Below are 20,236 nucleotides of genomic sequence, written 5' to 3' on the forward strand. Positions count from 1 at the left end.
CCCGGCGTCGAGCACCAGTGCGTGCCACGCCCTCCGGCAACCGGCGGAAGCGCGCACCGGGATGCGCCCCGCGCCCTTCCGGCCCCCGCCCGGCTTTCGTACTTCACCTCACCCCAGGGCTGCCTTTGAGCCGCCCAAAGAGGTGTTTATGCAGGTGAGAAGCGTATCGAAGGTGTCTATGATCGATACGTCCGGCCGCCCGAGGGGCCGTCGGCGCGCGCAGCGTAAGGAGCCCGACGTGAGCACCCCCAGCCCCACCCGGACCACCGAAACCCTCGACACACTCGACGTCGACCGCAGCGACGACGACTACCGCGCCTGGCTCAAAGAAGCCGTCCGCAAGGTCCAGGCCGACGCCAACCGCTCGGCCGACACCCACCTGCTGCGCTTCCCGCTGCCCGAGAAGTGGGGCATCGACCTGTATCTGAAGGACGAGTCGACCCACCCCACCGGCAGCCTCAAGCACCGACTCGCCCGCTCGCTCTTCCTCTACGGCCTGTGCAATGGCTGGATCCGCCCCGGCCGCCCGGTGATCGAGGCGTCCAGCGGCTCCACCGCCGTCTCCGAGGCGTACTTCGCGAAACTGATCGGTGTTCCCTTCATCGCGGTCATGCCCCGCACGACGAGCGCCGAGAAGGGCCGCCTCATCGAGTTCCATGGCGGCCGGTGCCACTTCGTGGACGACTCCCGGAAGATGTACGAGGCCTCGGTGGCCCTGGCGGCCGAGACCGGCGGCCACTACATGGACCAGTTCACCTACGCAGAACGGGCCACGGACTGGCGCGGGAACAACAACATCGCCGAATCCATCTTCCGCCAACTGGAGTTGGAGCGTTTCCCGGAGCCCGCGTGGATCGTCGCCACGGCAGGCACCGGCGGCACCTCGGCGACCCTCGCCCGCTACGTCCACTACACGCAGCGCGACACCCGCATCTGTGTCGCCGACCCGGAGAACTCCTGTTTCTTCGAAGGCTGGACCACCGGCGATCCGGACGTCACCTGCGACTGCGGCTCCCGCATCGAGGGCATCGGCCGCCCCCGCATGGAACCCAGCTTCGTCCCCGGCGCCGTGGACCGCATGATGAAGGTCCCGGACGCGGCCAGCATCGCCGCCGTCAGAGCCCTGGAACAGGCCATCGGCCGCAAGGCCGGCGGCTCCACGGGCACCGGCCTGTGGAGCGCCCTCAAAATAATCGCCGAAATGGTCGCGAAGAAGCAGCAGGGAAGCGTCGTAACCCTCCTCTGCGACCCGGGCGACCGCTACCTGGACAAGTACTACTCGGACACCTGGCTGAACGAACTGGGCCTGAACATCGCGCCGTACGGGGAGGCGATCGAGGCTCTACTGAAAACAGGCGTGTGGCCCAACTCGCCCAGGGGTGCGGGGAACTGCGCGACAAGCCACAGCGGCGCCGCACCCGCCAACGCACCTACCGAGCCACCCTCTTAGGCACCCGCTCAACTGCCGCCCTCACCTGCAACAACCAGCCGCCGCAAATGCTCAGCAACCTCGACCCGCGCCTCGGGCACCAACCCCGAGTCCGTCACCAACGTATCCACCTGCTCCAACGCAGCGAACGAACTCAACCCCACCGTCCCCCACTTGGTGTGGTCGGCCACCACCACAACGCGCCGAGCGGACTGCACAAGCCGCCGATTCGTCTCCGCCTCCGCGAGGTTGGGCGTGGACAGCCCGGCCTCGACCGATATCCCGTGCACCCCGAGGAACAGCACGTCGAAGTGCAGGGACGCGATCGCCTGGTCGGCGACCGGCCCCACCAGCGAGTCGGACGGCGTCCGCACCCCACCGGTCAGCACCACCGTCGCCGCCCCCTGCCGCTGCCCCGACACGCGCTGCGCGGCGTGGAAGACATCGGCGACGCGCACCGAGTTGGTCACCACGGTCAGATCGGGCACGTCCAGCAGCTGATGCGCCAGCGCGTACGTCGTCGTACCGCCTGACATCGCGATCGCCGTGCCCGGCGAGACCAGCGCCGCTGCCGCCCGCGCGATGTCCTCCTTGGCGGTCAGCTCCAGACCGGACTTCGCCTCGAAGCCCGGTTCGTGGGTGCTCGCCTCGACCACCGGGACCGCACCGCCGTGCACCTTCTCCAGGACGCCCTGGCGCGCCAGCGCGTCGAGGTCACGGCGGACGGTCATGTCCGACACGCCGAGCTTGCGGGTGAGTTCGTTGACGCGTACGCCCCCGCGGCGCCGTACCTCGTCGAGAATCAGGGCGCGGCGCTGCTCCGCGAGGAGGTTCTGGTTGTCACTCACGACCGCTCCACGTCCTTCCGGGGTTCCTTCGGGCCTGTCGGTCCACTCGCCCCCACCATCTCCGACACGTCCTGCACACCCGCTGCGAACCTGCTGCGAACCCGCTCCGACAAGGACATTCCTCCTGCTTACGGCTGGCGGACGTCCCATACTCGCATGGGCCGGTACCGGTCGCGCCACTGCCCGTCACGACGCGAACATGTCACTCTGGCAACACCGGTTCCTCGCTTGTCACACGGATCGGGGAGATTCCGTGACGAGAGGTGTACGGAACGCACTCGGCGGCGATCCTCTAGTCCCGCACGGCATCGTCCGGGAGAGGGTTCATGCCGTCGGTGCGGCACGGGGGAAGTACAAGCAACGGGGGAAGTGCGAACAGTGGAGCGTGCACAGGAACGTGCCTCGAAGACCGGGGCGAACGCAGCGAACGGCGAGGCCGGGCCACCCACGGGGACCGAGGCGCCCGGCATCGCCCTGGAACTGCTGGTCCACGGCGTGGGCGGGGCCACGCCCGAGAAGATGCTCAACGATCCGCGGACCGTCCGGATCACCGGCGACGACACGGCCGCCGTCTTCCGGCGCGCCGACGACGCCGACGCGGAGGACCGGCCCGCCGACCCGCAGGGCGCACCCGTGCGCGAGGCGTACGTCTGGTGCAACCTCACCTCCGGCAACGGCACCCGCGCCCTGTGGCTGTTGCTGCTGCCGTTCATGGTGGTCAACCTGGCCCACTGGATGCGCCCCACCGCCCGCAACCGGCAGCGCACGGTCCGGCTGTACGGCCTGCTGGTGCGCCTCGCGGGCCTGACCCTCACCGTCCTGCTGGTCGCCGCCGCCTGCGAGGTCGCCCTCGACCTCACGGCCTGGCAGTGCGCGGGCACGCGCGCGTGCGCCGAGGCGCACTCCTGGCTCGGCTTCCTCTCCCCGGCCGGGCCGGACGCCGGCTGGTGGAGCGAGCCCGGCCGCCGCCTCGCCCTGGCCGCCGTGGTGCCCGCCGTGCTCACCGGCCTGCTGTGGTTCCTCTCCCGCCGTACCTGGATCGCGTACGAGGCCCAGCGCCCGCTGGCCCACGACCCCGAACCCGCCGAGGAGAACATCCGTACGGCGCTGGGGCGGCCCGGGTTCTGGTACGGGCGGCGACTGGTCGCCCGGCTGCGCGCCGCGCACACCGCGGCCGGCCTGCTGACGGTCACCGCAGCGCTCGGCTCAGCCGCCGCCCGCCACGACCGCGAGACCGGTGGTCCGGCGGCGCTGGAGATCCTGGCCCGGCTCCTGGACGTGGCGCTGGTCGCCGGGGCGGTCGCCGTGGTGTGGGTGGTCTGCCGCCGGGGGCGCAGCGAGAGGCGCCTCGACCAGGAACTCGACGCCCGGCTCGTCCGCCTCCTCCCGGGCGGCGCGCTCGCCCTGCTGGTCCTGACAGCCGTGTACGCGGGCTGGTCGCGGCCCGGGTGGCGATCGGCGGGGCGGCTGCCGGGCGACACGGCCTTCGGGACGCTGGCCCTCCTCCAGGGTGTCATCGTCATCGCGCTCGCCGCCGTCGCCCACCTGCTGTACCGCGCGCACCCCGACCCGCGCGCCGCCATGCGCGGCTTCGGTGGTCCCGCCGTCGCGATGCTCGCCTGTGCGCTGGGCGGCGTGATGTCCGGCGGCGTGTCCCAGCGCGTCGCCGACTGGCTGGACGGCACCGGCGGCACCATCCAAGGACCGCCCGTCCTGCTGACCTGGCAGGCGTCCGTGATCCCGGCCGTCCTGCTGGTCGTCCTGGGCCTCGTCGGCTGGCTGGCCCGGCGCACCCTGCAACTGCGGCGCACCGAGCTGGACGCGGTCGAGCAGGACTACGCGGACGAGTCCATGGACGTCACGCGAACCCGCCGGATCGCCGTCACGCGCGCGATGGCCGCCCTCACCGACCGGGCGCCCCGCATCGTCGGCATCACCTCCGCCGTCACGCTGGCCCTGGGCGCCGCCGCGCTGGTCGGCGCCCAGGTCACGGACGACACGCCGGGAGAGGCCGCGTACGGCTCGTACGCGGTCGTCCAAGGCGCCGCCGACACCGCGCAGGCTCTCGGGTCCTGGCTGATCGGGGTCGGCTTCCTGCTGTTCGTCACCTGGGGGCGGCGCGCCTACAAGGACCCGGCCGCGCGGCGCACCATCGGCATCCTGTGGGACGTCGGCACCTTCTGGCCGCGCGCCGCCCACCCCTTCGCGCCGCCCTGCTACGCGGAGCGCGCCGTGCCCGACCTGACCTGGCGCATGGCCACCTGGACCGAGGAAACGGGCGGGCGGCTGGTCATCTCCGGGCACTCCCAGGGCAGCGTCCTCGCGGCAGCCGCCGCCTGGCAGCTCAAACCGTCCGTGCGCAAGCGCGTCGCCCTGTTGACCTACGGCTCACCGCTGGAGCGGCTCTACGGGCGCTGGTTCCCGGCCCACTTCGGCCCGGCCGCGCTCACCTCGCTGCACCACGACGTGGCCTGCTGGCGCAACCTGTACCGCCTCACCGACCCCATCGGCGGCCCCGTACACCTGCCCGGCGACTGCGGCCCCGAGGTGGACCGCGCCCCGCTCAAGGACCCGCTCGCGTACGGCCGGACCAAGAAGCACCCGCTGCCCGCGCCGATCCTCGGCCACTCCGACTACCAGGCCGACCCCGCGTTCGCCGAGGAACGGGAGGACCTGCTGGCGCGGCTGCGGCCCAGCGAGGCGCTCCCCGGACCACGGCCCGAGGCCGGGGCTCAGGGCAGCTCGGGCAGGTCCTCCGGGTAGAGCAGGGTCAGGTCGTCCTTGCTCGGCTCGGCGAGCTGGGCGACCCGGCCCGCGTGCCGCTCGACCATCGCCTCGAACGTCTGCCGCGCGGTGCGGCCGTTGCCGAACGTCGCGCCCTTGGGGATCTCCGTGAAGTACTTCAGCAGGGCCTCGGAGGAGCCCGGGCCGAGCCGGTACTCGTGTTCCTCCGCCTGCTGCTCCACGATCCGCAGGAGTTCCTCGGGGCCGTAGTCACCGAAGGTGATGGTCCGGGAGAAACGGGACGCCACACCGGGGTTGACCGACAGGAAGCGGTCCATCTCGGCCGTGTAGCCCGCGACGATCACGACGACGGCCTCCCGGTGGTCCTCCATCAGCTTCACCAGCGTGTCGATGGCCTCCTTGCCGAAGTCCCGGCCGGAGTCCTCCGGGGACAGCGCGTACGCCTCGTCGATGAACAGGACACCGCCGCGTGCCCGGTCGAAGGCCTCCTGGGTGCGGATCGCCGTGGAGCCGATGTGCTCGCCGACCAGGTCGACCCGGGACACCTCGACGAGATGGCCCTTCTCCAGGACACCGAGCGCGGCCAGGATCTCGCCGTAGAGCCGGGCGACCGTCGTCTTGCCGGTACCGGGGGAGCCCGTGAAGACGAGGTGGCGGCGGGCGGAGGCGGCCTTGAGGCCCGCGAGCTGGCGGCGCCGGCCGACCTCGATCATGTCGGTGAGGGCCCGCACCTCGCGCTTGACGCTCTCCAGGCCCACCAGCGCGTCGAGTTCACCGAGCACGTCCTTCGAGGACCGCGCGGGCTTCTCCGACTCAGGGGTGGCGCCTGTCGGCTCCTGGTCGATGGTGCGCTGCCCGGGGATCGCGCCCAGCAGCCCCGGCGACTGACCGACCGTCTGTACGGATGTCTCCGGCGTCGCGGGCGTCCGCAGGGTCGCGCTCTCGTCGCTGGTGCAGTCCTCGACGACCGGACCGCCGCCGGAGGCCGCGCCGGACCCGCCGTCGGCGAACTCGTAACCACCGCGCGCGCACCGCTCCGTACGGCACTTCGTCAGCGTCGTGCGGCAGCCGTCTATCACATGGAAGCCGTAGCCCTCGCTGCCCGTCACCCGGCAGTTCAGGAAGCTGCCCCGGCCGCCCGCCGACACATAGAAGCCCGCCTCGGCGGGGGAGTCGACCGTGCAGCGCTCAAGGGTGGGGTCGGCGCCCTTGGTGACGATCACGCCCGTCTGGGTGCCGACCACCGTGCAGCCGCTGAGTGTGCCGCCGCTGCCGTGGTCGCGGAACCAGGCACCCGTCGCCGCGTCCCGGATCCGGCAGTCGTCGAGCTGCGCGGTCGCACCGTCACTGACCGACACGGCCGTGTTGCGCACCTGCGAGAGGTCACTGTCGACGACGTCCGCGCGGGAGCCCCGGTCGAGCACGAACAGCGCGTCCGGCACGTCGTGCACCCGGCAGGAGTCGAGAACCGCCGTCGCGCCGTCGCTGATCCACACCGCCGGATAGTCACCGGTGCTGTCGAAGATCTCGCACTGGTTGGCGTCCACGCGCGTGCCCGGGTCCCACACCGACAGGCCGTTGCGCCCGAACTGACGCACCGTCGTGCGCGTGAGCGTGAGGACCGAGCGGGACCGCAGATCGACCGCGTTCTCCGGGATGTCGTGGATGCGGCAGTCGGCCAGGGTCAGCACGGCGTCGGTGTCGAGCGTCACGCCGTCCGCGGACGTACGGTGCACATCGCAGTCGGTGAGGAAGGCACTGGCCCGGCCGGTGACCTGGACGCCGCTGCCCTTGACCTCGTAGATCTCGCAACCGACCGCCTCCAGCGCCGAGTTCTCGCCCGACACCGACACGCCGACGCCCGAGGTGTGGTGCACACGGCAGCGCTCCAGGCGTGGATGGCCGGCGTCGCGCACGGTCACGCCGGCCTGGCCGGCGGCGACGACCTCGCACTCCTCGAACACCCCGCCCGCACTGTCCAGTACGGCGATCCCGGCGCCCGCCGGATTGTCGACCGTGCAGCGCCGCACCGTCGGGCGCGCGCCGCCGCGCACCTCGATGCCGGCGGCGGACCGGGTGACGATCCGCAGGTCCAGCAGCTCCGGTGTGCCCTCCTCGACGAGCAGCGCGGGCGAGGTCGAGTCCTGGCCCTCGACATGCAGGTCCTGGACCACCGCGGAGGCACGCACGGTCAGCGGCACCCCGTCCAGGGGCGCGATGCGGACGGATCCGGGGGAGCCCTCGGGGCCGCGCAGCGTCACCGCCCGCTCGATGACGAGGTTCTCCCGGTACGTGCCGGGGGCGACGGTGAGGACGTCGCCGTCCGCCGCGGCCTCCAGGGCGGCGGCGAGCGACGGGTACTCACCCGTGCGGCGCCGCCACCTCGATGTACCGGTGTGCGTCACCTGGACCGTGCCCTGTGCCATGGCGCTGCTGTGCCCCCACCTCGTGGAACGCGGGATGTAGCGGAAGGTGCCGAACGATGTCGGCCGGTCCACCGTAGCGTGCGCGGGCACGGTGGGTTGACCAGAGCAGGAAGGCGGTCAACTGCCGGTCCCGGTGCGGCCCCAGTCGGGTCCGGCCCGGTCCCAGGCCTGGTCCCAACGGGCGTAGCGGCGACGGACCAGCCGCCAGACGATCAGGCGCCGGCCGCCCTCCGCGAACCCGGCGGACAGGGCGGCCGCACCGAATCCGGCGAGGACCGCGTGCGTCGTCGCGGTGGCGCTGTCCAGCGGATGGGCGGTTATTCGCCCCTGTTCGTCCGTCCACAGCGTGAAGTGGTCGCCGGGATGCGGGGTCTTGAGGTTCGCCAGAACCTTGCCGTGCTGCTCCGTGCCGTCCGGCCCCGTCCAGTCGGCCTCGACGCGGCTTCTCACGTCCCGCGCGGTCGACGTCTCGGGGTTGGGCTCCAGCGGGGAGCGGGCCAGCTTCTTGACCACGGTGGCCGTCACGAGATGGCGCGCCTCGCGCTGGTCCCGTACGGCCTGTTGCAGGGCGTCCTGGGCGACGCCGCCGACCAGGACGCCGATCAGGGGGGCCGCCAGCAGGATCAGCAGCAGGGCCGCCAGGGCGACCCAGGCCTCGGCCAGGTCGGTCGCGCGGCGCAGCGGATTGTGCCGCCACCGCCAGAGTCCGCCGATCGCTCGCACAGTCGCACCCCCTTCCCGCTCCGTGATAACCCCGGTCGGAGCAGTTCACGCACGAGGCCGGTCGAAGAGAGAGGGAAATCACCTCTCCCCGGCGCTCTCATGAACTTCTCACAAACCCAACGGCCAGGCCCCGTGCCGGTGTTCCCGCACCCGGGGCCAATCCGAAGATCACACCCCGCGGATCACGTCCGCCTATTCGACGATCCTGACCGGATCGCCGACGCCGATCGTGCCGCGAGATTCGGGAACGAGGTTCTGGCCGAAGACCAGTTGATTGCCGAAGCGGCGATGGCGCCCGAGTGTGCGTAGCGGTTCCCGCCCGCGTTCGGCGGTCTCCTGGTCGGTGGTGGTCACCACGCATCGCCCGCACATCTTGGCGACCCGGAAGGCGACCTCGCCGATGACGACCCGGGACCAGCCGTCCTCGGCCCAGGCGGCGGTCCCCGACACCACCACGTTCGGCCGGAAGCGGTTCATCGGCAGCGGGCCCTCCGCCGCGTGATCGCCTTGCGCGATCAGGGAGTTGAGGGCGTCGAGCGAGGCGAGCGTGGTGAGGAGCAGCGGGTAGCCGTCGGCGAAACTCACCGTCTCGCCGGGCAGCGCGAACTCGGGGTCGACGAAACGGCGCGTAGCGGGGTCGTCCATGTGCAGCAGACGTACGTCCTCACCCAGATAACCGCTGCACCAGGCATGCGCGCCGTCGTCCGCGAGCACCGCCTCCACCTTGGTGCCGAAGACATCCACCGTCGTCGTGCCCGCAGCCTCCGGAACGGGCACGGTCAACGGGGTGCGGCCGGGCGCGGACAGGCGAATTCCGCCGCCGGGCAGCAGCTCGGCGGCGGCCCGCGCAAGGCGCGGTTGCTGGCGTTGTGTGACGACCTTTCCCCCGGCGTCAATCAGAACCCAGCGTCGGTCTCCGGCCAGCCCCCAGGGCTCCACCACGGCTTGCCGGGGCGCCTGGCCCCGGAACGCCTTGACCGGATGGACGTGAATCGAGTGCAGCTCCGCATTCCCCATGCCGTCATCGTGCCAGCAGGCACGGACACCCCGGGCTGGATCAGTACCCGCGGTACTGCTGGTTGTTGTACGGCTCCTGGTACGGCGCCGGGTTGGGGCGGGGAGCCGCGGGGCGCATCGCCTCGTAGCCGGTGCCCGCTGCCGCCGGACGCTGCTGCTGCATCGGCTGACCGGCATTGGCGGGGTAGCCGCGCGGCGGTGCCTGCTGCGGGATGTACGCCCCCGGGGCCTGTTGCAGCGGCGAGGGCTGCTGCGCCTGCGGGTATCCGTAGGAGGACGACTGCTGGGACGGGCCGGCCGGCAGGGCCGGGAGCGCCGACGGCAGCGCGGGCAGGTTGTTGCCCGTGTCGTACGCGGCGGGGACCCGGATCGGGGCGATCTGAGGCCTGCCCCGCTCGGCGACGAGCGAGTCGTAGATCGGAGTGTCCGGGAAGGCGGAGTAGTAGCCGCCGCCGTAGGTGGAGCGGGGGGAGGTCATGGCAATAAGTTAAGCCCACGATGAGCTGGTTGGGGAGACCGATAAGAGGGTTGATTTCCGTGTCGGCAGTGACGTGGGAGCCCCAATGTGAGCGAACTTGGCAAAATAGGGCATCGGGTGATGTCGAGATCGTGTAAAAGCCGAGTTCCGGGTGGGTTACCGGCGGGTCGCCCCGCGTTCTTCCCGTGTTCGCCGGGGACGTTCAACAGGAGTTCACAGGCCCGGGAGAATAGGTTTGGCCGGGACGGGAGCCACGGCCCTCCGTGGCACGGTCGGGACCGGGTGACAGGCGGTGCGAGCAGAGATGGGGGCAGCCATGTCAATGTCCAAGGGATCGAACGCTCCGGTGCCCACGGCGGCGTTGCGTGTCGAACTGGGCTGGCGTTCCGGGCCGGGAGTGCCCGACGCGGACGCGTCGGCGTTGCTGCTGGTGGCCGGAAAGGTCCGTTCCGACGGTGACTTCGTCTTCTACAACCAGCCCGTGCACTCCTCCGGCGCGGTCCGGCACGAGGGCAAGAAGGACGCCGGCGGCCGGGTGACGGACACCCTTCTCGTCGACCTCGCGCGCGTGGAGCCCGCCGTCGAGACCGTCGTCCTCGCCGCCTCCGCCGACGGAGGAACGTTCGGGCAGGTACCCGACCTGTACATCGAGGTCCGGGACGCGGCGCAGGGCACGGTGGTGGCCCGCTTCGACAACGCCGGCGCCGGCGTCGAAACGGCCTTCGTGCTCGGCGAGTTCTACCGCCGCCAGGGCGCCTGGAAGTTCCGCGCGGTCGGACAGGGCTACAGCAGCGGGCTGGCAGGCCTGGCCACGGACTTCGGGATCACCGTGGACGAACCCCGGACCACGGCCGCCCCGCCGCCCGTCGTGGCTCCGGCCGCCGCGGCCTTGCCCGCCGCTCCTCCGGTGACGATGACCAGGCCGCCCGCACGGCCCGTGACCCCGCCCCCGCCCGCACCTTCGGCGACGCCGGTACGCCTGACCAAGGTGACGCTCACCAAGGAGGCCCCGTCCGTCTCGCTCACCAAGCAGGGCGGCACCTCGGGCGCGCTGCGCGTGAACCTCAACTGGCAGGTGCACAAGCAGTTCTCGGGGTGGGGCAGCAAGCTCGGCCGTGCGATCGCCCAGCACAACGACCTCGACCTCGACCTGTGTGCCCTCTTCGAGCTCTCCGACGGCAGCAAGGGCGTCGTACAGTCGCTCGGCAACGCCTTCGGGGCGCTGCACCAGCCGCCGTACATCCACCTCGACGGCGACGACCGCACCGGCGCCGTGTCGAGCGGTGAGAACCTCACCGTCAACCTGGACCGCACGCAGGACTTCCGGCGCATCCTCATCTTCGTGACCATCTACGCGGGGGCGCGGTCCTTCGCCGACCTGCACGCCACGGTCACCCTGACCCCGGCGAACGGCGCCGCGGTCGACTTCTCGCTCGACGAGTGCACGGTGCCCTCCACGGTGTGCGCGCTCGCGCTGATCACCAACAACGGCGGCGATCTGATCGTCCAGCGCGAGGCCCGCTACCTCGTGCCCGACCGAGGGGTCAGCCCGCAGCGGACCGTCGACCACGCCTACGGCTGGGGCATGAACTGGACCCCGGGCCGGAAGTGACGCCCGCGGGTCAGCTCTCGTCCGCGGCGGTTTCGGGACGCGCGTACGTCCGGCCCTTCCAGGCGGCGCCGCGCCCGCGGTAGTGCTGCACCGCCGAGTCGACCGTCATGAGGAGGTACAGGAACGCCGTGAACGGCAGCGCAGGAGCGAGCCACAGCGGCTGCCCGTAGTAGCGCAGCATCGGGACGTACGTCCCCGCCATCACGAGCCAGGCGAGCCCGCCGCACACCGCGGCGGCCGTCGTGCCGGTGGCGAGCCCCGTCAGCAGGGCGAACGGCGGCACCAGGTACACCAGGGCGAGGCCGAGCACGGTACCGAGCAGAAGCGGCGGGCTGTGGCGCAGCTGCGCGTACGCGCTGCGCGAGACCATCCGCCACAGGTCGTGCAGCCGCGGGTACGGCCGCACACTGTCCACCCGCTCGGCGAGCCCCAGCCAGATGTGGCCCCCGCCGCCCTTCACGGCCCGCGCGAGCGCCACGTCGTCGATGACGGCCTGTCGGATGGCGTCCGGGATCCGGGCCCGCTCGGCCGCCTCGCTGCGCAGCAGCACACACCCACCGGCGGCAGCCGCCGTCCGCGCCCCCTTCCTGCCGATCCGGCGGAAGGGATAGAGCTGCGCGAAGAAGTACACGAAGGCGGGAACGACGAGCCGCTCCCAGACGCTCTCCACCCGCAGTCTGGCCATCAGCGACACGGCGTCGAAGCCGCCGCCCCGCGCCGCCGCCACCAACTCCCGCAGACTGTCCGGCGCATGGGCGATGTCCGCGTCCGTCAGCAGCAGAAACTCCGGTCCACGCGCGCGTGCCAGGCCGATGCCATGGCGTACGGCCCACAGCTTGCCCGTCCAGCCGGCCGGCGGTTCACCGGGCGAGTCCACGGTCAGCGGCAGCCCGCCGTGGCGCCGCGCCAGTTCCCGGGCCAGCTCACCGGTGCCGTCCGAACTGCCGTCGTCGACAAGGAAGATCTCGGCCCGCCCCGGATAGTCCTGCGCGAGCAGCGACGGCAGACTCGCGGGCAGCACGGCGGCCTCGTCGCGGGCCGGAACGACGACACAGACGGACGGCCAGTCGTCCGGCTCGCGGTCGTAGGACGGCAGTCTGACGTCCGTGCGCCAGAAGAAGCCCTGGCACAGCAGCAGCCACAGCCAGGCGGCGAGTGATCCGGCAGCGATCCACACAACGGCGCTCACCCGCCGCAGTCTGCCCCACCCCGGAGGGCAGCAGGGGCACGGCGTTTATAGTGACCGGGTGAAGATCGCGCTCATGGACTCCGGAATCGGACTTCTGCCGGCAGCCGTGGCGGTACGCCGGCTGCGGCCCGACGCGGATCTCGTGCTCTCCCTGGACCCCGCGGGCATGCCCTGGGGGCCGCGCACCACGGAGGACCTCACCGAGCGCGCCCTGGCCGTCGCCGAGGCCGCCGCCGCGCAGCGGCCCGACGCCCTGATCGTCGGCTGCAACACCGCGACCGTGCACGCGCTGACCGCCCTGCGCGCCCGTCTCGAACCGGAACTGCCGGTCATCGGCACCGTGCCGGCGATCAAGCCCGCCGCCGCCGGAGGCGGCCCCTTCGCGATCTGGGCGACCCCCGCCACCACCGGCAGCCCCTACCAGCGCGGCCTCATCCGGAACTTCGCCGAGGGCGTCGCGGTCACCGAGGTGCCCTGCTGGGGACTGGCCGAGGCCGTCGAACACGCGGACGAGACAGCCATCGCCGCCGCCATCGCCGCCGCAGCCGCCCTCACCCCCGACGAGGTAACGACCGTCGTCCTGGGCTGCACCCATTACGAACTCGTCGCCGAGCGCATCCGCGCGGCCGTCCAGCAGCCCGACCGCCCGCCGCTCGTCCTGCACGGCTCGGCCGGCGCCGTGGCCGCCCAGACGCTCCGCAGGATCGGCGTGCTCCCGGCTCCCCAGGCATCGGCGGACGGCACTGTCACCGCGCTCCTGAACGGCGACCCGGGCCCGCTTCCGGCGGCTGCGCTGGCCTATGAGGAAGGCCGGCTGCTCCAGGCGGCCGCGCCCGTTCGCTGATCCACGGTCGTCCCCCGGCGGCCCGGCCGGAGCAGTCACACTCCGCAAGCCGGTGCCCGCGCAGCGGAACCTGAGTAGTCTCATAAGCATGAGGGACCAGCCCCCCGACGAACATGACGAAACCGCGCCGACCGAGATCTGGACCGGCCGGGCGACCAACCGGGCCCAGTGGCTGCTGGCACTCGGCGGCTGCGCCTTCATGGCGCTCGGAATCGAACTGGCCGTCGACTCGGCGTGGACGTCCGGCGTCGCGCCGCTCGCCATGTCCGTCGTGGGCTGCATCGCGGCCGGGCTGCTCGTCCTCTTCGGCACGCTCGCCTTCGTGCACGTCGCCGTGAAGGTCGACAAGGACTCCCTCGAAGTGCGCTGCGGCCACATCGGCCTGCCGCGCCGCCGTATTCCGCTCTCCCAGATCGTCGCCGCCGAGTTCGTGGCCAGGGTCACCCCGCGCCAGTGGGGCGGCTGGGGCTACCGCTGGCGGCCCCATCAGGGCACCGCGGTCGTCGTACGCCGTGGCGAGGGGCTGGTGCTGCGCCTCGGGGACGGGCACACGTTCACGATCACGGTGGACAACGCGGAGGCGGCCGTACAGGTCATCAAGGACCGGCTGCGGTCCGGCGCGGCCGGGGCCGCCCACTGACGCTTCCGTCGTTCTCGTGGCTCACCGGCGTTCACGCGCGCGTGTCGTTGCCGTGTCCGGTGTCTCGTAGACGAGCGGGCGGGCCGTGGCCAGGCCCGCGAGGAGGCCCGCGCCCACCGTGACCGTGGTGAAGCTCAGGACGTTGCCGACCGTCGCGGTGACGGCCAAACCCGTCAGGGCCGCGCCCGCGGTGAGCGCGACGGGCGTGGGGAGCGGGGTCCGCCACAGGGTGTACAGCACCCAGCAGAACACCGCCGCCAGCAGGACCACACCGACCAGACCCTGCTCGGCCGCCTGCTGGAGCGGCGCGGAGTGCGGTCTCGCCTCGGCGGGCAGCGACTGCGCGGCTGTCTGACTGAGCTCGCCGAACCGCCCCGGCCCTGCGCCCAGCACCGGATCCCGGTGGGCCAGCAGCAGGGCGTCGCGCCACAGCTGGACCCGGTGCGCGGTCAGCTGTCCCTCCAGCGAGTCGGCCAGCCCGTCCGGCAGCACGTCCTCGGCGACCGCCCAGGCCGCCCCCGTCACCAGGGCCGTCGTCAGCGCCAGCCCCGCGAGCCCCACACCCCGGCGGCGCATATGGCCGGCGGCGAGCGAGCAGAGCAGGACGGCGGCACAGATGAAGAAACCGGCGATCGGGCCGATGACCGCCGCCGCCACCGTGATCCCGGTGGCCAGGGCACGCAGCGCCAGTCGCAGCAGTGGCGGGCGGGCGGCCCAGGCGGCGCAGCAGGCGGAGCCGGTGGCCAGGACCAGCAGCGCGGCAACGGCCCCGAGGTGGCCGGGCGGGGTGGACATCTGCGGTCCTGGCAGGGTGTGCGGGGCGGCCACCGCCAGACCGAGCCCGGCCAGCGCCGCCGCACCGGGCGCGGCGACCGGCAGGAGTGCCCCGCAGATACGCCCCGCCGCGTAACCGGCCGCGACCGCGAGCACCGCCAGGAGCACGCCCTCGGGGCGGCCGTCGTGCGTGGCCGCCGTGATCAGCGACCAGGTGGCACACGCGCCCAGTACGACGACGCCCGCCGCGTCCGAAACGTTTCGTCTCTCACCGTCCGCCGCCGCACCGGCCGCAGACGTCATCCCCGTGGACCGCACCCCGTCGCCCCCCGACCTGTGACGGGCCCCGACCGCCCGGGCCGGCACCGGCGCGCACGTCAGAGGCTTCGGCACACCGTAACGGCTGGTGCGCCATTTGTGGACGAGTTACGCAGGAACGATGCGGCAGGCGGACCGGGGCGGGCCCACCGGGACGGGCCGGACCGTGCTGTCGGCGTCCGGGGCAGGCGCCGTACACTCCCGGAGTGACCGCCACCGCACCTTCCACCACCGAGCCGGACCAGCACGAACCGCAGCTCGCGCCCGCTTCGCGCCGCGCCCGGCTGCTGCGTCTCTGGCCGGCCGCCGCCGCCGCGCTCGCCGGAGTGCTGCTGTACGTCAGCTTCCCGCCGCGCACCCTGTGGTGGCTCGCCCTGCCGGCCTTCGGGATCTTCGGCTGGGTGCTGCGCGGCCGGTCCTGGAAGGCGGGACTTGGTCTCGGCTACCTCTTCGGCCTCGGTTTCCTGCTCCCGCTCCTGGTGTGGACCGGCGTGGAGGTCGGCCCCGGGCCCTGGCTGGCGCTGGTCGTCATCGAGGCGGTCTTCGTCGCGCTGGTCGGCGCGGGCGTCGCAGCTGTGTCGAAGCTGCCCGGTTGGCCGCTGTGGGCGGCGGCCGTGTGGATCGCGGGCGAGGCGGCACGCGCGCGTGTGCCGTTCCGCGGCTTCCCCTGGGGCAAGATCGCCTTCGGCCAGGCGGACGGCGTGTTCCTGCCGCTCGCCGCACTGGGCGGCACCCCGGTGCTCGGCTTCGCGGTCGTCCTGTGCGGATTCGGGCTGTACGAGATCGTCCGCCAGGTGATGGAGCGGCGCCGCACCGGTGCCCTGCCGCGCGCCGCGGCCGTCGTCGCCGCGCTGAGTGTGGCCGTCCCCGTGGTGGGCGCCCTGGCCGCGCGGACGCTGGTGAGCGACAAGGCCGAGGTCGGCACCGCGACCGTCGCCGTCATCCAGGGCAACGTGCCCCGCGCGGGCCTCGACTTCAACTCCCAGCGGCGTGCCGTGCTCGACTACCACGCGCGCGAGACGGAGCGGCTGGCCGCCCAGGTCAAGGCGGGCAAGGTCGCACAGCCCGACTTCGTCCTGTGGCCGGAGAACTCCTCCGACATCGACCCGTTCGCCAACCCCGACGCCAGTGCGGTCATCGAGGAGGCGGCCCGGGCGATCGGCGCGCCCATCTCGGTCGGTGGTGTCGTCGAGCGGGGCGGCAAGCTCTACAACGAGCAGATCCTGTGGGACCCGGAGAAGGGCGCGACCGACACGTACGACAAGCGGCAGGTCCAGCCCTTCGGCGAGTACCTCCCGCTGCGCTCGGTGCTCGACCACATCAACAAGAACTGGACCACCATGGTCCGCCAGGACTTCAGCCGGGGTTCCAAACCGGGTGTGTTCACCATGGACGGCACCAAGGTCGGCCTCGCCACCTGCTACGAGGCCGCGTTCGACTGGGCGGTGCGCGACACCGTCACGCACGGCGCCCAGATGATCTCCGTGCCGAGCAACAACGCCACCTTCGACCGCAGCGAGATGACCTACCAGCAGCTCGCGATGTCCCGTGTCCGCGCCGTCGAGCACAGCAGGACCGTCACGGTCCCGGTGACCAGCGGCGTGAGTGCGATCATCATGCCGGACGGGAGGATCACCCAGAGGACCGGCATGTTCGTGGCCGACTCGCTGGTCCAGAAGGTGCCGCTGCGTTCCTCGGAGACGCCCGCCACCAGGATGGGCATCCTGCCCGAGATGCTTCTCGTGCTGGTCGCCGCCGGTGGTCTCGGCTGGGCGATCGGCGCCGGTGTGCGCGGGAGGCGCGCCGGTGGCGTGTAGCGGTACGCCGGGGGCACGCCCCCTTGATCAACAGGGGTGACCGGGCTGCCCCGTTAGGGTCGGGGCATGGCTACTCCTGACTTCATCAGTGCCCTCCGCGCCTCCGCGGGCCGTCAGTTGCTCTGGCTCCCCGGGGTCACCGCCCTCGTCTTCGACGACGAGGGCAGAGTGCTCCTCGGCCGGCGCACCGACACCCGTAAGTGGTCGGTCATCGGTGGCATCCCGGACCCGGGGGAGCAGCCGGCGGCGTGCGCGGTGCGGGAGGTCTACGAGGAGACGGCGGTCCGGTGCGTGCCCGAACGGGTCGTGCTGGTCCAGGCACTGGACCCGGTGACGTACGAGAACGGCGACGTCTGCCAGTACATGGACATCACCTTCCGCTGCCGGGCCGTGGGCGGGGAGGCACGTGTCAACGACGACGAGTCCCTGGACGTCGCCTGGTTCACGGTGGACGCGCTGCCGGAGCTGAACGAGTTCGCGCTGTTCCGGATCAAGCAGGCGATGTCCGACGCCGAGGCGCCCACCTGGTTCGACACCAGCGGTTTCGCCAGTTTCGAGTGACCCTCTCCGCGACGGCACGGTGAACGGCCCGCCGGCATTCCGGCGGGCCGTTGTGGGCTGGCGTCAGTCGCGGCCCGCGCCCCGGTAGAGGTCCAGCTCACCGTCGAGTTCCACGGCCAGGACGGTCGCGTACTCGTCGACGTCGGCCGGCCTCGGCGCGTCGATCCACGTCACGCCGGGGACCTTGTCGAGGCCGCCGGTGACGTGGTGGCCCAGCTCGGAGCCCGTGCCGACGACCGAGACCCGCCGGACCGCGTTGCGCAGGCCCCGGACGGACACGGCCTCGCGCGGGGTGTCGAAGCACATCAGGTACAGGGTGCGCCGGTCGGCGGAGAGGGTACTGGGCCCGTAGTGGTGCCCGGCGGGCAGGCCCGCGACCGTGCCGTACACGGCGTCGGCGTGCTTGGTGACCCAGGCGCCGAGCCCCTCCAGGCGCTCGACCTGCTCCTCGGGGATCGTGCCGTCCTCCATCGGGCCGGCCCCGAGCAGCAGATTGCCGCCCATGCCGATCGTCTCGGTGAAGTACCGCACGAGCTGGCGAACCGACTTGAAGTCGCGGTCCTCGGCCCGGTAGCTCCACGAGTCGTTGATCGTCAGGCACAGCTCCCACGGGCCGTCCGGGGCGATCAGCGGAACGCCCTGCTCGGGGGTGGCGTAGTCGCCGTGGCTGAGCATGCGGGCGTTCAGGATGGTGTCCGGGTTGCCCGCGAGGATCAGCTCGGCCAGCTCCCGCATCCGCCACTGCTCCTCGGTGCGCTCCCACTCGCCGTCGAACCAGAGGACGTCGGGGCGAAAGCGCTCGACGAGTTCGCCGACCTGGCCGTCGCGGTAGGCGAGATAGCGTGCCCAGGCCTGCGGGTCCTCCTCGCCGGGGCGGGCGTGGGAGTAGTCGTTGCCCGCCACGATGAGCGGGCCGGGGTGGCGCTGGCTCGCGTAGTCCGGGTGGTTCCAGTCGGAGTGCGAGTAGTAGAGGCCGACCTTCAGGTTCTGCTCGCGCAGGGCGTCGACGAAGCCGGTGACCAGGTCGCGGCCGACCGGGGTGTCGCGGACCACGTCGAGATTGCGGTGGTCGGTGTCCCACAGGGCCACGCCGTCATGGTGCTTGGTGGTGAGGACGGCGTACTTGGCGCCGACGCGGGCGAACAACTCGGCCCAGGCCTTGGGGTCGTAGCGCGAGGCGGTGAAACGGTCGAGCTGTTTCATGTACTCCTCGTGCGTGACGTCGCCCGTGTAGAAGGACCAGGACTCGGCCCAGCCGTCCACGGCGTAGATGCCGTAGTGGATGAAGATGCCCAGCTTGGCATCGGAGAACCAGGGTTGCATCGGCATACGTCCACGCTAGGCACGGGCTGTCGGTGCGCGCGTTGGCGCCGGTCACCACTACTGGTCGGTTTTCACCATCCGTACCGGCTGCGAGCGGCTAGGTCACCACGGCCGCATCTGACGTAGTTGGCCTTATCCGGTGGGTACGGGACGGCGGTCGCCGTGTTGAATCGCAGGTAGCGCAGCACCAGCGCATCGCATGCGGACGGCCCCCACCCGTCAGGAGGCACCGTGATCGCCCCTCCCGAACCCGGACTCACCGAACGCGAGATCGTCGAGCGGGCCGTGGCCCTGCGGCCCGCGCTGCTCGAACGCCAGGCGGAGACCGAGCAGTTGACGCACTACTCCAAGGACACCCACGACGACTTCCTGCGCGCCGGCTTCTACCGGATGCTCCAGCCGCGCCGCTACGGCGGATACGAGTTCGGCGTGCCCGCGTTCTACCGCGTGGTCACCGAGATCGCGCGCGGCTGTCCCTCCACCGGCTGGTCCCTGTCCCTCGGCGCCGCCCACGCCCTCCAGGTCGCCTCGGTCTTCGAGGAGCGGGCGCAGGACGAGATCTTCGGCCCCGACGGTGATTTCCGGGCAGCGTCCACCGTCGTCCCGGTCGGCGTGGCGCGCCCCGACGGTGACGGGCATGTCGTCCTCGACGGCACCTGGCCCTACTCCTCGGGCGCCCCGCACTCCACGCACTATCTCGGCCAGACGCTCCGCGCCCCCGAGCAGCCCGGCGGGCCGCCCGGACCCTGGGTGCTGTTCGTCGCCCCGCGCACGGTGTGGACGGTGCTCGACGACTGGCACGGGGTGCTCGGTCTGCGCGGCAGCGGCTCCAACAGCGTCCACATGGAACAGGCCCGCATCCCCGCCCACTTCACCCGGGAGGCCAGCCTGCTCGACCTGCCCGTGGAGGGCGGCTCGACCGGCTCCGAGCTGCACGGCAATCCCCTGTACGCGGGCCGCGCGCCGAGCTTCTTCCAGGGAGAACTCGCCGCGATCATGATCGGCACGGCGTACGCGGCCGTCGACGAGTACGCCCGGATCGTCGCCGCCCGGCCACTCGTCCTGGAACCCGACCGGACCCGCGCCGAACTCCACGACTACCAACGGAACCTGGGCGAGGCGCTGGGCGCGATCGGCACGGCGGAGGCGGCGCTGCGGCACAACGCCGAGGACTGGATGGAGACCTGCCGTCGCAACGTCCGAGGAGAGGCCCCCTTCACCCTGGCCGAGGACAACCGGCTCGCCCTCGTCTTCGTGACCGCCGGACGGATGGCCTGGGACGCGCTGCAGAGCGTCATCTTCCGTACCGCGGGCTCCCGGTACGCCCGCGACGGCGAGCGGATGCAGCGCTACTTCAGGGACGCGGCCACCTGCTGGTCGCACGTCGGCCCGACCATGGCCGAGCCGCTGGCCCGCCGGGTCGGCTGCGACCGCCTGGGGCTGCCCTCGGCCCACATCCCGCTGATTCCCTGAGATCCCCGACCTACCTGTC

General features: G+C 72.1%; 15 protein-coding genes and 1 pseudogene. 8 read left to right on the forward strand and 8 right to left on the reverse strand.

Features of this window, described 5'->3' with window-relative positions:
• Positions 1–238 precede the first annotated feature (238 nt).
• Positions 239–1,369: pseudogene (locus ACH4TV_RS12020) on the forward strand (PLP-dependent cysteine synthase family protein); the annotation flags it as partial.
• Between the two features lie 89 nt (positions 1,370–1,458).
• Here the strand turns inward: ACH4TV_RS12020 and ACH4TV_RS12025 are convergent.
• Positions 1,459–2,277, reverse strand: a complete 819-nt coding sequence (locus ACH4TV_RS12025; protein WP_398396928.1) for a DeoR/GlpR family DNA-binding transcription regulator — start codon at positions 2,275–2,277, stop codon at positions 1,459–1,461.
• A 378-nt stretch (positions 2,278–2,655) separates the two neighbouring features.
• On the opposite strand from ACH4TV_RS12025, the gene ACH4TV_RS12030 reads away from it, so the two are divergent.
• Positions 2,656–5,040, forward strand: coding sequence for a hypothetical protein (locus ACH4TV_RS12030; RefSeq protein ID WP_398396930.1), 2,385 nt, complete (start codon positions 2,656–2,658; stop codon positions 5,038–5,040).
• Here ACH4TV_RS12030 and ACH4TV_RS12035 read toward each other — a convergent pair.
• From ACH4TV_RS12035 to ACH4TV_RS12050, 4 genes are all read right to left on the reverse strand, one after another.
• Entirely contained in the window at positions 5,010–7,448 is a 2,439-nt protein-coding gene (locus tag ACH4TV_RS12035) for a right-handed parallel beta-helix repeat-containing protein (RefSeq protein WP_398396932.1), read from the reverse strand. The genes ACH4TV_RS12030 and ACH4TV_RS12035 overlap by 31 nt on opposite strands.
• Before the next feature lie 117 nt (positions 7,449–7,565).
• Positions 7,566–8,171, reverse strand: a complete 606-nt coding sequence (locus tag ACH4TV_RS12040; protein ID WP_398396934.1) for a hypothetical protein — start codon at positions 8,169–8,171, stop codon at positions 7,566–7,568.
• A gap of 192 nt (positions 8,172–8,363) precedes the next feature.
• A complete protein-coding gene (locus ACH4TV_RS12045) occupies positions 8,364–9,188 on the reverse strand; it encodes an MOSC domain-containing protein (RefSeq protein WP_398396936.1) in 825 nt (274 codons plus the stop codon).
• Positions 9,189–9,228: 40 nt separating this feature from the next.
• Entirely contained in the window at positions 9,229–9,666 is a 438-nt protein-coding gene (locus tag ACH4TV_RS12050) for a DUF6643 family protein (protein ID WP_398396938.1), read from the reverse strand.
• Between the two features lie 322 nt (positions 9,667–9,988).
• Between ACH4TV_RS12050 and ACH4TV_RS12055 the strand changes: the two genes are divergently transcribed.
• Positions 9,989–11,278 (forward strand): TerD family protein, encoded by a 1,290-nt coding sequence (locus ACH4TV_RS12055; protein WP_398397762.1) that lies wholly within the window; start codon positions 9,989–9,991, stop codon positions 11,276–11,278.
• 10 nt (positions 11,279–11,288) lie between these two features.
• Here the strand turns inward: ACH4TV_RS12055 and ACH4TV_RS12060 are convergent, their stop codons facing one another.
• On the reverse strand, positions 11,289–12,455 hold the full coding sequence (locus ACH4TV_RS12060; protein ID WP_398397764.1) for a glycosyltransferase: 1,167 nt from the start codon (positions 12,453–12,455) through the stop codon (positions 11,289–11,291).
• A 70-nt stretch (positions 12,456–12,525) separates the two neighbouring features.
• Between ACH4TV_RS12060 and ACH4TV_RS12065 the strand changes: the two genes are divergently transcribed.
• Together ACH4TV_RS12065 and ACH4TV_RS12070 are read left to right on the forward strand one after the other, a co-directional pair.
• The gene (locus ACH4TV_RS12065) at positions 12,526–13,311 is read left to right on the forward strand and encodes a glutamate racemase (RefSeq protein ID WP_398396940.1); all 786 of its coding nucleotides are present in this window, start codon (positions 12,526–12,528) and stop codon (positions 13,309–13,311) included.
• Between the two features lie 88 nt (positions 13,312–13,399).
• On the forward strand, positions 13,400–13,951 hold the full coding sequence (locus ACH4TV_RS12070; protein ID WP_398396942.1) for a hypothetical protein: 552 nt from the start codon (positions 13,400–13,402) through the stop codon (positions 13,949–13,951).
• A 21-nt stretch (positions 13,952–13,972) separates the two neighbouring features.
• Here the strand turns inward: ACH4TV_RS12070 and ACH4TV_RS12075 are convergent, their stop codons facing one another.
• Entirely contained in the window at positions 13,973–15,028 is a 1,056-nt protein-coding gene (locus tag ACH4TV_RS12075) for an O-antigen ligase family protein (protein ID WP_398396944.1), read from the reverse strand.
• Between the two features lie 221 nt (positions 15,029–15,249).
• Here ACH4TV_RS12075 and lnt point away from each other — a divergent pair, with 221 nt between their 5' ends.
• A complete protein-coding gene (lnt, locus tag ACH4TV_RS12080) occupies positions 15,250–16,860 on the forward strand; it encodes an apolipoprotein N-acyltransferase (RefSeq protein WP_398396945.1) in 1,611 nt (536 codons plus the stop codon).
• A 66-nt stretch (positions 16,861–16,926) separates the two neighbouring features.
• Positions 16,927–17,421, forward strand: coding sequence for an NUDIX hydrolase (locus tag ACH4TV_RS12085; protein ID WP_398396947.1), 495 nt, complete (start codon positions 16,927–16,929; stop codon positions 17,419–17,421).
• 63 nt (positions 17,422–17,484) lie between these two features.
• Here ACH4TV_RS12085 and ACH4TV_RS12090 read toward each other — a convergent pair whose 3' ends face one another.
• Positions 17,485–18,750 carry an alpha-L-fucosidase gene (locus tag ACH4TV_RS12090; protein ID WP_398396948.1) on the reverse strand — a complete coding sequence of 422 codons (1,266 nt, stop codon included), beginning with the start codon at positions 18,748–18,750 and terminating at the stop codon, positions 17,485–17,487.
• A gap of 225 nt (positions 18,751–18,975) precedes the next feature.
• Here ACH4TV_RS12090 and ACH4TV_RS12095 point away from each other — a divergent pair, with 225 nt between their 5' ends.
• Positions 18,976–20,217 carry an acyl-CoA dehydrogenase family protein gene (locus ACH4TV_RS12095; RefSeq protein WP_398396950.1) on the forward strand — a complete coding sequence of 414 codons (1,242 nt, stop codon included), beginning with the start codon at positions 18,976–18,978 and terminating at the stop codon, positions 20,215–20,217.
• The last annotated feature ends 19 nt before the right edge of the window (positions 20,218–20,236 follow it).

It is taken from the genome of Streptomyces sp. NPDC020898 (assembly GCF_044333925.1).
Lineage (GTDB): Bacteria > Actinomycetota > Actinomycetes > Streptomycetales > Streptomycetaceae > Streptomyces.

Bases quoted from the DNA above. Each gene is read 5' to 3' on its own strand.
- ACH4TV_RS12035 (WP_398396932.1), bottom strand. From the start codon at position 7,448: ATGGCACAGGGCACGGTCCAGGTGACGCACACCGGTACATCGAGGTGG.
- ACH4TV_RS12045 (WP_398396936.1), bottom strand. From the start codon at position 9,188: ATGGGGAATGCGGAGCTGCACTCGATTCACGTCCATCCGGTCAAGGCG.
- ACH4TV_RS12050 (WP_398396938.1), bottom strand. From the start codon at position 9,666: ATGACCTCCCCCCGCTCCACCTACGGCGGCGGCTACTACTCCGCCTTC.
- ACH4TV_RS12055 (WP_398397762.1), top strand. From the start codon at position 9,989: ATGTCCAAGGGATCGAACGCTCCGGTGCCCACGGCGGCGTTGCGTGTC.
- ACH4TV_RS12070 (WP_398396942.1), top strand. From the start codon at position 13,400: ATGAGGGACCAGCCCCCCGACGAACATGACGAAACCGCGCCGACCGAG.
- ACH4TV_RS12075 (WP_398396944.1), bottom strand. From the start codon at position 15,028: ATGACGTCTGCGGCCGGTGCGGCGGCGGACGGTGAGAGACGAAACGTT.
- ACH4TV_RS12085 (WP_398396947.1), top strand. From the start codon at position 16,927: ATGGCTACTCCTGACTTCATCAGTGCCCTCCGCGCCTCCGCGGGCCGT.
- ACH4TV_RS12090 (WP_398396948.1), bottom strand. From the start codon at position 18,750: ATGCCGATGCAACCCTGGTTCTCCGATGCCAAGCTGGGCATCTTCATC.